Raw genomic sequence first — 14163 nt, 5'->3', positions numbered from 1 at the left:
CAGAAGTACATTAATTCTTGTTGAACCGCCGTATACGGAACCGTACGTACGGTGGTGTGAGAGGTCGGTAGGTGAATTAATCACCTACCTCCTACTCGATAAATCCCCTTATATAAATTTCCTGTCGAAGAAAAAATACAGTAATCTTCGTCAAAAAATTTAGGTTGGTGACGAATAAAATAAATATTGTAATATAATTATAACTTTATTAATATGTGCCAAGAAAGAAGGGATGAACCATGACACAAACAATAAAGATATTAATAATTACTTTTTTTATTATCCTAGCCAGCTTCCCGGTAAGTTCACTTGAGAAACAGGATATCAAAAATCTTCTGAATAATTTTACGTGGGAAGATTATGAGGAAATAAGCAGAATTATAGAGAATAAAGTTCTTGAAGTGGCACGGAGAACTGGTTATATCGAGAGTATGCGGGTCGGGGGGGCTGCCGGATTTCTTTCTTTTTTTCCGGGAGAAGGAATTAACAGGCAGAAGCCCGCTGACTTAAAAAACATTTCAAGTCTAACCGGGTTAACTGGTAATCTGATGTTTAATTTCAGCAGAACTTTAGCTGTTGGGGGGCTTATTGGAGTTGTCGAAGGCACGAGTTCTAAAAAAATAGCTGATGATTTTAGGTATTATTCAACCTCTGGGACGTTCCAGCTGCTTTACTTCAAATATAAGCCGGTGGTGAGCGATACCTATATTGTTGATGTAGATTTAGGGCTGGGATTATTTGAAGGCAAATACCGAGTTTTTCAGACAAATGAGCAGTTAGCCGGTATCGATATCGTTCGCTCAAAAACAGATTTTTGCTATTTGATTGGGACAGATGTGAGATACAGGATAACACCTCTTTGGAATACTGGGATCAGGATGGGCTACTTCTGGGCGAAGCTAAATGATTTGGAAAGGGCCGGATCTGTCGATGAAGGAACAAGCATTGATTTTTCTGCTCCATATTTAGCGATTATAATTGGGGGGAATTTCTAATTTTTATATGTGTTATTCTGATATGCAGCGTAACCGAGTTTACGTAGCTGCTTTATGATGCTTCTTTGTACTTCGGTATCTGCTATTTCTGGTAGGAATAGCTCATAGACAGTAACTTCATTCATTTCGGCGGCATATATTCTCGGAGAAAGTTTTGCTGCTTCTAGTAGTGCTGCTATTTTCATAATTTGTTTTGGATCAATATTTATTTCAACAATTATGGTATTATCTGCCGGAAAATGCGGGACTAAATATTTACCCAGTGTATCTTGCGCTTCCGGATTGAAGGGTTGATTCTTGTCCTGTGAAGTTTCGTAGGTTGGCTGTTCAGGGAGTTCTTTGAGGTCTGCGATATTCCGTAGAGTTCGCTCCTCTGGTTTTGCTTCCGGTTGTTGTCTCTGGATCTCTTTGTTTTCAGAATTGTTCAGGTTTGCGACATTTGTTGCTGCTTTGACTTCTGGTTTAACAGTTGGAATCGGGGGCCTTTCTGGGTTCGCTGTCTTGATAATATCCTGGCTGAACCGGTTGTTGGCAACGGATTCCGTAATGTTGGGCGCAAGCGGGGCAATGTTATTGTTTCCTGGAAATGTCTGGGTAGTTCCTTGTGCAGAGTTTTCCCTTTCCCTGCTGAATCTTGTATTTGCTGCTGGAGCTTCCGGATTACTGTATTTCGAGTCCGTTTCCATTGGGCGGATTACCTGTGCCGGAACTGAGAATGATTGCGGAGTCGAAATGTTTTTTTCCGCGTTGGTTGCCGGGGAATTCGGCTGTAAGGCCGGGAAACTTAATTTGTTGTTGATTGCTGTGGCGGGATTGGGTGGCGGCGCCGTATCCGCTGGTCTCTCCGGCCTCCTGAATGGAATAACGCCCGGAGTGCTATTACGATCTTGAAATAACTTAGAGAGTCGGGATCCGTCATTCCTGAGGTTGTTCATTGCGAGAGGGCGAATAGTGTTTTCGAGTACTTGATTTTTATTGAGCTTAACGGTTTTCCTCCCGGTATCAAAGGTGATATCCTCATCACCTGATAGCCAGTCTAGTGTTTCTTTCACTTTTGATTTTCCGATTAATGTTCTGTTGAGCAGATCGCTTAGATCTCTCCCGGTAATTGGTGAATCCGGAGAATTATTCCAGTCAAAAGGAATAAGTTGCCTGTCTTTAGCTGCTTTTATATATGTAGCGGCCCAGTGAGCATATTTATCCTGGGATGGCTTAACCGGATAGCCTTCAAGCTTTTCAATGAAAGAAAGCGCTTCGCCCCAGGTGATATCTTTATTCAAGAATAATAGCTGATTGTTAGGGAGAGCTATAAGATTGTTTTTTACCGCGATATCGACATATGGTTTAAACTCGTTTTTTCCCAGATTGTTTTTATCCGGGCCGATATTTGCTAGAGCGAAGATATTTTTTATAAATTCATTTCTTGGAATAGTATCATTGTGCCCAAAAGAGGTTTCACTTTCGATTATCAGTTTGCTTATGTCGCTCGTACGTATAATCCCGGTTTCAGGTAATCTAATTACTTTTTTATTATAAATAGGATAATCGGAATCATTTTGTTTTATCGATATTGCTATTGTATTTCTTCCCAGATTAGGAATTGGTATTTTACAGCTGAATGTCGGCGAATCATGTGATCCTGATACAATGTAGTTTTTATCATTTATATTAATGGTAACTCTTTCGGTTGCAACCCCGATAATCGTAATCTCCGATTTGGAAGTAATGATGTTCCTGTCCGGAGATACAATTGTAATGTCTGCAGGAATAAAGTTAGCCTCGCCGAATGACTGGTTAGCGACGCGACTTGGCTTGTTTATCCATGTGAAGTCTGAAGGGAATCCCAGATAGGCGAAAGAAAAAAAATGGTTTGGTTCTTCATCATAGTATGCGCGATAGGCATAATCAAATCGTATCCCGGCAATCTCAATGCCGCACCCGAGAGTGTAATTCGAATATACACCAATGTCTTTATAAACGCCGTTCCCAATAGGGTTCATTAACTGATCAACTCCTACCCTGAAGGCAAAAGCATTGATTGGCTTCCATTCGCTTCCCAGATGAAAAAGAAGAGGTTTTTGCATTGATAGATCAATATCGGAGTCAATATTGAATATTGCGTTATAATTGTTTAATTTTACGGAAGATCCCAATCGAAGGAGCGACGGGAGGGTATCTTCGGTTTTATCCCACTTAACTGATCCGATAAATCCCAGGTGAGGCAAGAAATTTTTGTAAAGACACCCGAAGGTGATATCGGGGTTCCATTTGTATAAAAGGCCTAGGTCAGCGTTTATTCCAAACCCGGAAAATCCATTAAGTTCTGCGCTGCCTTTGTTGAAATATTTTAATGATCCGCCGAGTAACACATCTCCTTGTAATTTAAAGGGGCTAACCTGTCTGGTGATATTCTCGGCATAGGAGAAGTAAAAGATATCATCATGAAAAGAAACTTTTTTGGTTGCTTGAGGTCGCATGTTTTCTGTAGAGGCTGCCGGCACAATCGGAATATTATCAATGCTTGAACCGATCATTCCTGCGCCACCCATCCCGCTACCAAGCGGGAACGTGCATCCAAGTTGCTTATAATCAAATTCGCTGAAGAGATTCGTGTACATACTGGTAAACTGGACATTGTCGATGAGGGTCAGTCCGGCAGGGTTCGTAAAAATTGCTGAGGCATCATTGCTCAGTGCGGTATATGCGTTGCCAAGGCCCAACGCACGAGCCCCGATCCCAATTTTTCCCGGGTCGCTGCTAATGGCTGCAAAGAGAGGATATGATGATATAGCAATAAAGATACCTATAACGCAGTACGTTAGAGCGTATCTTATTAAACGATTGTTCATAAAGAGACTCTCTCAAAATTAATACTATTATAATAAATTATCTTCTAATACTAATTATCGGTTGATGATACAATCTGATTAGAGAATTGATTATTAAATTGGAGAGAAATTTTTTTAAAAACTCAATCATTTATAACCAATAAACAAAGCTTGAATGCGATGAAAGTAGGAACAATATTCTTATGTAGCGATGTACGCTAAAAATAGCGATGTCTTTAAGTTGATTGATTAGCAAATAAAAATTATAATAGTACTATTATCTTACGAACTGAAGGGACGCGTATGCCACGTAAAATTTCTATTGATGAAGTAGAGCCGGGTATGGTAATTGCAGAGCCGGTAAAAAGACCTAATGGCGCAGTGCTGTTGGGTAAGGGTATCCAATTGAGTGACGCCTTTATTAGCAAAATGCGCATGATGGATATCCTTGAAATTATTGTTGAGGGCGAAGGCCAGGACGATATCGAGGCGCTTCTTTTGAAAGTAGAGAGAGCGACAGTTTACGATGACGCGATAAGCAATAAGATTATTGAACGATTACAGCGGGTATTTTCTGACGTGAAAGACAATAAAATCATGCAAGCTATTATGGCCATAGCGCAGAAAACTCTTATAGCGCGAGAGAAGAATCGGTTGGAGGGAGACCAGGGCAATCCATGACATCAGCTAATTATTACAAAGGCGTAATTGATAAGATAGTAGGGTTACCAACCTTACCAACGGTTATCGGGAAGATAACCGAATTAATGCAAGATCCTAAAACGGTTGCGAATGATATCGGCCGAGCTATTGGAGAAGATCAGGCGCTCACTGCGAAAGTGCTGAAATTGGTCAACTCAGCATTTTATGGGTTTCCCCGTAGAATAAGCACTATTGCGCAGGCCGTCGTTATTCTCGGGTTCTCGGCGTTACGCAATATTGTCCTGACTGCGTCAATTGTTAATCTTTTTCCAACAGACAAGACTCAAAAAACCTCGTTTGACAGGGATGCTTTCTGGACCCACTCGATAGCCACCGGAATTGCCGCGAAAGTTATCGCAAAGAAAATAGGAATTAAAGATATTGAAAAGGCTTTCATCGGCGGATTGCTACACGATGTTGGCAAACTTATTCTGGATCAGTTCATTCATCAGGATTTCGAAAAAGTAATGACCTATGTGAATGAAAAAGATTGTTTATTTCTCGATGCTGAGAATACTATCTTGCAGGTTACGCATTCCGAAATCGGAGGCTGGTTGGGTGAAAAATGGAAACTGCCGACAGACTTGGTGCAGATTATTTCTTTACATCACCAGCCGCTTTACGCAAAAGAAGAAACGAAGTTAGCCTGTGTGGTTCTTCTAGCTGATATTATTGTGAGAGCTTTAGGAATAGGCTTTGGCGGCGATAATAAGATCCCGATAATTGACGAGAGTATTTGGAACGAGTTGGGCATATCTTTTATTATGATCGAGAAAGTAATGAACGAAGTCTATGACGAGATAGAACGGTCAGGCTATTTTATGAGTATCGTGAAGGAGGCCTAGCAACTTCGTGCCAAAATTAAATTCACTGGAAAAGCGGATAACGGAATTACAAGAAGAATTAACTGTAACGAGAAAAATAAAAGATAACTTAAATAACTTTTTTGAAGATTTAAATGAGATAAACGATTTTTTAGCAAAATTAGTAGCACTCAGAAGTATCGAAGATATCGTTAATAATGGGATCCTTTTTTTAAAACGAATAGTCGATTTTGAAGAATGCATTTTTCTGCTTTATAATCCCAATAACAATAATTACGAGATCATGCCGATTAAAGGTCAGCCAGATCTCGAAAAAGAACTCCTCCATATCATTATTGCCAGGGATTTGCTTGACTGGATAATGGATAGTCGCAAAGCCGTTTTTTTTCCTATAGATGAGGCGTGTTTTTTCGATAAAGGAATAAAATCTGCAGTTTATTTGCCGTTAACCTCTTCCTATGCTCCGGTAGGTTTTTTTGTCATGCTTTCAAACAAAGATGAAGGCGAGTTTAATCTTGAAAAGAATCACCTGTTTCAATCATTAATGTTTCACATCACCATAGCAATTGAGAATTTTCAACTTATCGAATCAATAAGTGAGATGAAAGATTTCATGAAGGATGTTATGGAAAATATGATGAACGGGGTTATTACCATTGGGCTTGATAAAAAAATAACTTATATCAATAGAAATGCTCAATTTATGCTGGATATTCAAGTAGCCAATGTTCTCCATAAACCATATCATGAAGTTTATCTTCCGGAGCTTGCAGCCAAATTTGATGATATTATTTCGCAGGTTATGCAAGCAGGGAGCGTCATCGATTATGAATATGAACAAAAGTTATCTGACTCGATAGTTCTTCCTATCGGTATCTCGGCCTCCCTCCTGCGGAATAGAGAGTTTCTGGCAACCGGATATGTGCTTATTTTAAGAGATCTATCCTTAACCAGGGAAATCCTAAAATTGAAAGAACTTGATGAAATGAAGAATGACTTTATTGCGAAAGTCTCTCATGAACTCAGGACGCCTTTGACGTCAATTTCTTCCTATACTGATGCTATATTAGATGGACTGGCCGATACGAAAGAAGATCTGGATAGTTATCTTAACATTATTAAAGAGGAATCGAACCGTCTGATTACGATGGTAAACGATATCCTGGACCTGTCGAAGATGGAAGCCGGTAAAATGGTTTTTCAGCTAACAGAGTTGAGGCTGAATGACATTATCCATTCGTGCATTAATACTATGCAGCCGCCGGCCCGGAAAAAAATGCAGACATTAGTTTTCCGTGAAGAAAATAATCTGCTTGTTAATGCTGATATGGACAAGATAATTCAAGTTCTTTTAAATTTATTGAGCAATGCTATCAAGTTTACCCCGGAAAACGGTACTATCGAAATATCGGTTTCTGATCAGAAGTCAAAAGCGAGAATTGCTATCAAAGATAATGGCATCGGTATGTCAAAGGAAGAAATTGAGAAAATATTTGATAAATTCCATCAGGTTGAAAATATTAAACACCATCAGAAGGGCACTGGGTTAGGGATGTCCATTTGTAGAGAAATAATTACCAATCATGCAGGCAAAATATGGGTAACAAGTGAAAAAGCTAAGGGCTCTACCATATTTTTTACGTTACCTTTACTCCAGGGAGATTAATAATGAACTGTTTCGAAAAAATACTAATAGTTGATGACGAGAAGCACATCCGGGATGTTTTATCACTCTATTTAAAACGAGAGGGATATTGTATTTTATCAGCGGAGAATGGGAAAGAGGGCCTGGAGATAACCAGGAGGGAACGCCCCTCCATCATTATTTCTGATTCGATGATGCCGGTTATGGACGGCTTGGAGTTTTGTATGCAGGTTAAAAAGGATAGTGAGTTGAAAGATACAATATTCATTATGCTTACTGGTAAAAATACGACAGATGATAGTATCGAGGGCTTAGATATTGGTGTCGATGAATATCTGACTAAACCTTTTAATAATAAGGAGATTGTGGCGAGAGTAAATGCTTTTAGCCGGATATGCAAATTAACGAGGGAATTGAAAGAGAAAAATCAGAAGTTGGAACAATTAGATAAGTTAAAAAATGATCTCACTCACATGATCATCCATGATATGAAGACCCCAATTTCAGGAATAATGTTGACCATCGATATATTGCTTGATATTTCATTTACGAGCAATCTTGACGCTGATCAGAAGAAGTTTTTAATGAACTGTCGACTTAACGTAAAAGAATTGCTTAACATGGTTATGAATCTGCTTGATATTACGAAGATGGAAGAAGGAAAAATGGAATTAGATCTGGAACAGTTTGACTCGCGTCAGCTGGTAGAGGAATTAATGACCGAATTGAATCATCTATTTGAAGAGCGAAAGCTTAAGGTTGTTCTGGATTTTCCTTCTGAAGGGATGGAGACTTTTGCTGATATTTCTATAATTAAGCGAGTAATGATGAATCTCTTGACCAATGCGATTAAACACACGCCGCGTGCGGGAACCATTACCGTACTTTTTTCAAGAACTGAAGATGCGGTTAGCATCGGTGTGCGTGATACTGGAGAGGGGATTCCGGAAGAGTTTCAGAAAACCATCTTCGAAAAATTTTCTAAATTGACTACGAAGATGACACAAAAATACGATACCGGGCTAGGGTTGACCTTTTGCAAACTTGCAATGGAGGCCCATCGCGGGACGATCGGCCTTGTTAGTGAATTGAGTAAAGGTAGTACGTTTACCATCACCTTACCACTTGCTTCAGCAGAAAAAATATAATATAGTGCAGGTGATTTTGTTTTGAAAAATGGGGCAGGAGAAAATTTTACCATTTTCTCCGAAAGGAGTATGATAATATGAAAAACTTGTTTATAGGAAATATTCCTGAAGATATATCTGAAGCTGAGCTGAGCAGAACCTTAAATACTCAAGCAATGATTGCCAAAGTAGGGATCTTTAAAGATAAATACACTGATCGGTCATTAGGCTTCGGGTATCTGACTATCGATGAAAAATCCGAACAAGAAATAAAGTCAAAACTTAACGGGTTTGATTTAAACGGAAGCAAAATTGTTCTAAATTAAGCTTTTATTTCTTGCCAGGGTAAGCTGATTTTGAAACTGGTGCCTTGTTTCGAAGATTCGTGCAAGGTGATAGTCGCTTTATTTTTTTTAAGCAAATTGTAAGAAATATAAAGTCCAAGACCGGTCCCTTTTCCCACATCTTTTGTAGAAAAAAACGGCTCGAATATATGTAGCTGATTTTCTTTTTGTATTCCGCTTCCGGAGTCAATAAAGAGTACTTCAATTATTTTTTTTGTTTTTCTTGCTTCAATGGAAATGTATCCTCCTTCTTTTTTTATTGCATCAATGGAATTAAGCAACAGGTTGAGGAATATCTGATAAAGTTCGTTTTTGTCACAGACTATATAGTATTCAGGATCTATCTGGATTTTGGAGATAATGTTCTTGTTTGCTAATTTGTTTCTGTTATTTTCAAAAAGATCTGTAACAAACTCAAACAAATTGATTATTTCTTTCTGACTATAACTGCTTTTTCTTGAAAAGTTTAATATTTTGTTCGTGATGCTGGAAATGCGATCAACCTCATTTTTAATGATTTCGCAGAATTCATGGTCCTGGCAATCTCCGGGAATCCTTCCCAAAAGCAATTCTGCATAAATAAGAATATTTTGTATGGGATTGTTGATCTCATGAGCGAATCCCGCAGTTATTGAGCCAAGGGCAGAAAGCTTTCTTTCTTCAAGTAAACTTTCTTGTAAGGTAATCAGTTGTGCGTTTGCTTCAAGTATTTTTTTATTTGATTGGGCTAGTTTCCCTGTTTTTTTCTTAACAATAGTTTCCAGATTTTTGTTGTTTTCGGTGAGTTGTTTGATCAATGACTGATTTTGCAGCTTAATAACATAACTTTTTAGGGCTTTTGTCAAAGTATTCGAAATAATATCGATATTTTCAAAGGGCTTTGATAAATAATCGAAGGCACCAAGTCGTAAGGCTTCTATCGCTTCGGCGATAGTACTTTTGTAGGAAAGCATGATTGCTTCGGTATGAACGTTTATCTTTTTTAACTTTTTTAGTAAGGATAAGCCATTGACCCCTGGCAGATTAATTTCACACAGGATTGCACCATACTCATTTTCGGCTATTTTCTTTAAGGCTTCTTCCCCTTCAGAAGCAAAATCGACGTCAAAATCTTCTGAGATAAGAAGGATAATTAAAAATCTTCGGATTTCGTCATCATTATCAACAACGAGTATTTTGTGTCCTTTTATGTTATTTAACATTTTCCGGCAATTCTATGATAATTAGTATCTCATGTGAATGATATTTAATTTCAATCTTCCCCCCGAGTTCTTCAACTATCCAATTTAATATAGAAACATTATACTCTTCCCTGTTCTGGGCAGTAGTTACAGTAGCGCTTTTTTTGTTAAAATGATCATCATTATAGGTGGATAGGTTGTCATTACAGGTAATGATTATCGATGTGTCAGTGTGAAAAACTGAAAGCGTAAAATGCTTTTCTTTATTATTTGAGTAATTCGCTACGTTTATTATCGCTTGGATGATGTTAATAAACATCAGGTCAAGCATTAACGGATTTATAACCAAAGAGATGTGGTCTGGGCATGAGATCGAAAAATTGATATCATATTTATCTATAATTGTGGCTATTTTGTTTTGAAAAGTATTGAGATACAGAGAAAGTTGTATTTCTTGAGGGTCGTGCGGGATTTGAGAATGGAACGAGTCGACGGAAGAGAGAATGTCATAGATTGTAGCTATGTTTTTCTCAAAGAGGTTGAACTCTTCTGATAATAAGAAAGCATTTGTCGGATCCATATTAACTACTTTTTTTCTCAGCATTTGTATATGTCCGCGAAGTATCGTCAAGGGAGTTTTAACTTTGGTGATATATGAATAAAGTTGATAATAGAAGCTTCCGAAAGAAGAAAGATTTGCGGCCAGGAAGGTATCCAGAGTTTTTTGTTTTAATTTCTGTTGATAATTTTTAATGATAGTCTGCTGATACTTAACAATATTTTTAAGTTCAGCGATTTCATCTTTCGAAATGTTTGGGTTTTCCATTTTTTTTATCATGCTAATTAAATATTAACCTATGATAAAATTATGTCAATAATGCTTAGGATGAAAAGCACATTTATAATCATCACCAAATTGTTTTGCAATTATGATGTTTTGTTCCGCCTATAAAAAAAGCAGGCTTTATAGGCCTGCTTTTTTAAAAGATAAATTAATAACAATAATTATTCGAAAAGTTTAAAATTAACCATACCTTCTATTTTTTTTACTGTTTCAAGAAATAACTTCGGGTCAATAATTGTGATTTTTAGTGTATTTTCCGGTTGAGTTATCTGGTATACTTTGGGACCATGCTGTTTGATTCTGGCTTCTTTATATTCAGTAGCAAAAATACCGCCGGTTTCTTTTTCATAAGAGAATCCTCTCGATTCAAACTCCTTCCAAAAATTCTCTGATATACTTATTTCTTTTTTCATTTGAGGAGCCCCCTACGGTTATGATTTATATTAATGTATCGAAAGCTTCATGAATAAATTGCAAAGAATTATTTAAAATATACTATTTTCTTATACCTAAGCCTATAATACCCCAAGTAGGGAAAATATAAAAGAGTTATCAGGGTTTAACTCAGACCATTACATTCTTGATCGAGCCGGTCGAAGAACTCTACCATAAACTGATGCCGTCCTTGTGCCAGCCTTTTTCCTTCGTCTGTCAGCATTTTATCTTTAATATAGCGGAGTTTGACCATATACTCCCTATAGGCAGTATCTTCGATAGAATATTCCTGGGTTTGAGTGATCTCGCCATTTTGGTTATGAAGCTTTGCTCCTATTTCTCCGGCAAAAAGGAATGCCCGGCCAATTCCCACGGCACCAATGGCATCAAGCTTGTCGGCATCAAACAGTACTTTTGCCTCAAGGCTGACAGGTGGCTTATTGTTCCTGAATCGATGTGTTTCGATGCAGTGGGTAATCTTCTTTATAAAATCATCAGGGAAATTGTATTTCATTAAAACTTTTTCTGCCAGTACTGACCCGTACCTGGCATGGCAGACTTTTCCCTGGCTACTGTCTTGTTTCTGTCTGCCAATATCATGAAGCAGCGCTGCCAAGGTAATGACTTCTTTGTTTGCGTGTTCAATATGGCCTATACGGAGGCAAAGGTTGTACACCCTGTGAGTATGGTCAAGATCATGGCTTCCCCGGCTGTTTTCGAAGATGGTTTTTACATCGCTTTTAATAAGCTCAAGCGTTTCTGGCGCAATCTTTGTTTCCATTAATAGCGTAAACCTATTGATTTCTTGACTTTTTCAATGGTCGGCTGTGCAATTTCGCGTGCTCGTTTTTCGCCGGTTTTGAGTATGGTTCTGACAACTTCCGGATGTGCTTTCAGGTCTTCGTATTTCTCTCGATATGGAGCATAGAAGTTCCAGATAATTTCGACTAGCTCTTTTTTTACTTCCGAATACTTAAGCCCGCCGTTTATATACCGGTTTCTCAGGATAGCTTCTTCTTCAGTGGGAATGAACAGCTTATATATATTGAACACATTGCATTTGTCCGGGTCTTTCGATGCATCTACCGGAAGTGAATCTGTTACGATGCTCATGACTTTTGTCTTTAATGTCGCTTTATCCGTAAAGATTTCAATCGTATTATTATAAGATTTTGACATTTTTTGACCATCGATACCGGGTATCGTTGCTACGTTTTCATCGATTTCCGGTTCAGGGATGGTAAAAATATCTCCATATTCATTATTAAACCTAATGGCAATATCCCGGGTAATTTCTACATGCTGTTTTTGATCTTTTCCAACTGGAACTTTTTCGGATTGGTAGAGAAGGATGTCTGATGCCATAAGTATCGGATAATTAAAGAGTCCCATATTTGGTGCTAACCCTTTGGCGATTTTGTCTTTATAGGAGTGACTTCTTTCCATGAGCCCTACCGGGGTAATATTGGCAAGTATCCATGTTAATTCCGTCACTTCAGGGATATCCGATTGGACCCAAAAAATGCTTTTATTCGGGTCCAGTCCTAGTGCTAAGAAGCTTATTGCTGCCTCAAGTGTATTCTCAGCTAACAGAGTGCTGTTGCTTATTGATGTCAACGCATGGTAATTGGCGATGAAGCAGAGGAGTTGCGATGTTTCCTGATATTGGATCATCTTTTTCATCATCCCGAAATAATTTCCGATGTGAAGTGGCCCTGAGGGCTGTATGCCGGATAAAATTCTCATAAAAAATCTCCTTAATTAGATTATATATAATATACATATTTTTTAAGTATAGTTCAAAGGGAAATTAGTTAAGCAAAAATAAATATTTTATTGACCATAGAAAAAATATTCTTGAAAACATTTTTAACGAGATTATTCTCTTTTTGAGTGTTTTTAGCAAAAACCATATCTTTGTTGGAATTCAACAAGGCTACTTGTTTTTCTATTCCCTGCTTATAGTTGGATAACTCATTTCCTGTAAGGGAATGTAAGCTGATTGTTTTTAGTGAAGATGGATTAATTGGAATGTTTCTGCATCTGACCTCATAATGAACATGAGGCCCTGTCGATTGTCCGGTGCTGCCGACGAGTGCAATCGTTTGGCCTTGATCGATCTGCTGTCCGGTCCTGACGAGATTTTTTGAGTTGTGGCCATAGTAGGTTTCGTAGCCATTAGGGTGCCGGATGATGACCAGATTTCCATATCCTCCGAGCCAACCTGAGAAGGAGACGGATCCGGTCCCTGTAGCTTGAACCGGCGCATTGTAATATGAAGCATAGTCTGTTCCTAAATGAGGCCTGATCCGTCTTAAAATAGGATGAAATCTTTTGAGATTAAAGGTTGACGAGATACGTCCGAACTCTAAAGGCATTTTGCGAAACATCTTTCGCAAAGGGTTCCCTTCAAGGTCATAATAAGCTTCATTTTTTCCATTGTTATATAAGAAGGCAGAGAACGTTTTTTCTTTGCCGATATACTGTGCGCCGAGGACCTTTCCATATTTAATAAGTTCTCCGGCTTTTTCATATTTTTCATAATATATTTTTATGGTATCTCCTGGTTGCGGGTAAAGAAAGAAGTCGATATCCCAGGAGAAGATATCTGCAAAGCTGTTAGCTAACGAATCTCTCTCCCCGCCTGCGGCAATAGCTTGATAGAGAGAGCTTTTCAAGGTAAAGGTTTTGGTTGCTTGTACCTTGTTTATATAGACAGCTTCTTTGTAAGTGCTGAAAGCATTCTCTGTTGTTTTCACTGCAACATATACATCATAAGGACTAGCTTGATAAATAAATTTATTAATAGATTTATCGGGATTAAGACACAGCTTGTAACTGTCTTTCGGTTTTGCTGTTCTAAAATCGAAGAGCTTATCCAGGGAATTGGTTAACCCGTATATTTCTGTCGAAGAGATTTTATGTCCGAGAAGCTCATCGTATATTGCTTTTTTATCTGAGAGTTCACCATTAATGATTGTCAAATTGAGTGCAACATGGTTGGCAGGCTTACGGTTTTTTTGAGAAAGTTGGATTTTTGTGTATAGTAGTAATGAGAGCACAATAAGCAGGAGTGAGAAAAAAATAGTTAGTTTAGCTGTATGACTGTTATTCATGCTGACCTTTTCACGAATTTACCGGTAAATTTTTTTCATTGTACCTGATAATTTCATTTTAGAAAAGGCAAAAATGAAAAAGAGAGAGAAATAATCAGCTAAAATTCTCTTAAATCAAGGTG

The 14163-nt window shown here is 38.1% G+C and carries 13 protein-coding genes; 6 read left to right on the top strand and 7 right to left on the bottom strand.

Annotation, left to right across the window (positions count from 1 at the left end; all coding sequences use genetic code 11):
• Positions 1 to 239: 239 nt before the first annotated feature.
• Positions 240 to 995 (top strand): hypothetical protein, encoded by a 756-nt coding sequence (locus DKM50_09405; protein PZM79471.1) that lies wholly within the window; start codon positions 240 to 242, stop codon positions 993 to 995.
• Here DKM50_09405 and DKM50_09400 read toward each other — a convergent pair.
• Entirely contained in the window at positions 992 to 3844 is a 2853-nt protein-coding gene (locus tag DKM50_09400; protein PZM79470.1) for a hypothetical protein, read from the bottom strand. The genes DKM50_09405 and DKM50_09400 overlap by 4 nt on opposite strands.
• A 282-nt stretch (positions 3845 to 4126) precedes the next feature.
• Here DKM50_09400 and DKM50_09395 point away from each other — a divergent pair, with 282 nt between their 5' ends.
• The 5 genes from DKM50_09395 to DKM50_09375 all read left to right on the top strand — a co-directional run bounded on the left by DKM50_09395 (position 4127) and on the right by DKM50_09375 (position 8447).
• Positions 4127 to 4504 carry a hypothetical protein gene (locus DKM50_09395; GenBank protein PZM79469.1) on the top strand — a complete coding sequence of 126 codons (378 nt, stop codon included), beginning with the start codon at positions 4127 to 4129 and terminating at the stop codon, positions 4502 to 4504.
• Entirely contained in the window at positions 4501 to 5370 is an 870-nt protein-coding gene (locus tag DKM50_09390; GenBank protein ID PZM79468.1) for an HD family phosphohydrolase, read from the top strand. Before DKM50_09395 ends, DKM50_09390 begins: the two co-directional genes overlap by 4 nt.
• A gap of 7 nt (positions 5371 to 5377) precedes the next feature.
• Complete coding sequence (locus DKM50_09385) at positions 5378 to 7015, top strand: hypothetical protein (protein PZM79467.1); 1638 nt, start codon at positions 5378 to 5380, stop codon at positions 7013 to 7015.
• Positions 7016 to 7017: 2 nt separating this feature from the next.
• Positions 7018 to 8142 (top strand): hypothetical protein, encoded by a 1125-nt coding sequence (locus DKM50_09380; GenBank protein PZM79466.1) that lies wholly within the window; start codon positions 7018 to 7020, stop codon positions 8140 to 8142.
• A 77-nt stretch (positions 8143 to 8219) separates the two neighbouring features.
• Complete coding sequence (locus DKM50_09375; GenBank protein ID PZM79465.1) at positions 8220 to 8447, top strand: hypothetical protein; 228 nt, start codon at positions 8220 to 8222, stop codon at positions 8445 to 8447.
• Here the strand turns inward: DKM50_09375 and DKM50_09370 are convergent.
• The 6 genes from DKM50_09370 to DKM50_09345 form a co-directional block, all read right to left on the bottom strand.
• Positions 8444 to 9667, bottom strand: a complete 1224-nt coding sequence (locus DKM50_09370; GenBank protein PZM79464.1) for a hypothetical protein — start codon at positions 9665 to 9667, stop codon at positions 8444 to 8446. The two genes, DKM50_09375 and DKM50_09370, sit on opposite strands and share 4 nt — an antisense overlap.
• Complete coding sequence (locus tag DKM50_09365) at positions 9657 to 10484, bottom strand: hypothetical protein (protein PZM79463.1); 828 nt, start codon at positions 10482 to 10484, stop codon at positions 9657 to 9659. Before DKM50_09365 ends, DKM50_09370 begins: the two co-directional genes overlap by 11 nt.
• A 167-nt stretch (positions 10485 to 10651) precedes the next feature.
• Positions 10652 to 10903: a hypothetical protein gene (locus tag DKM50_09360; protein PZM79462.1), complete on the bottom strand. Its 252-nt coding sequence runs from the start codon at positions 10901 to 10903 to the stop codon at positions 10652 to 10654.
• 146 nt (positions 10904 to 11049) lie between these two features.
• A complete protein-coding gene (locus DKM50_09355; GenBank protein PZM79461.1) occupies positions 11050 to 11706 on the bottom strand; it encodes a phosphohydrolase in 657 nt (218 codons plus the stop codon).
• Positions 11706 to 12671, bottom strand: a complete 966-nt coding sequence (gene trpS / locus DKM50_09350) for a tryptophan--tRNA ligase (protein PZM79460.1) — start codon at positions 12669 to 12671, stop codon at positions 11706 to 11708. Before trpS ends, DKM50_09355 begins: the two co-directional genes overlap by 1 nt.
• A gap of 68 nt (positions 12672 to 12739) precedes the next feature.
• Positions 12740 to 14041 (bottom strand): hypothetical protein, encoded by a 1302-nt coding sequence (locus DKM50_09345; GenBank protein PZM79459.1) that lies wholly within the window; start codon positions 14039 to 14041, stop codon positions 12740 to 12742.
• Positions 14042 to 14163 lie beyond the last annotated feature (122 nt).

The sequence above is a fragment of the Candidatus Margulisiibacteriota bacterium genome (assembly GCA_003242895.1).
GTDB lineage: Bacteria > Margulisbacteria > Riflemargulisbacteria > GWF2-39-127 > GWF2-39-127 > GWF2-39-127.
The sequence above is the reverse complement of the archived record's forward strand: the minus strand, read 5'-3'. Positions and strand labels throughout refer to the sequence as shown.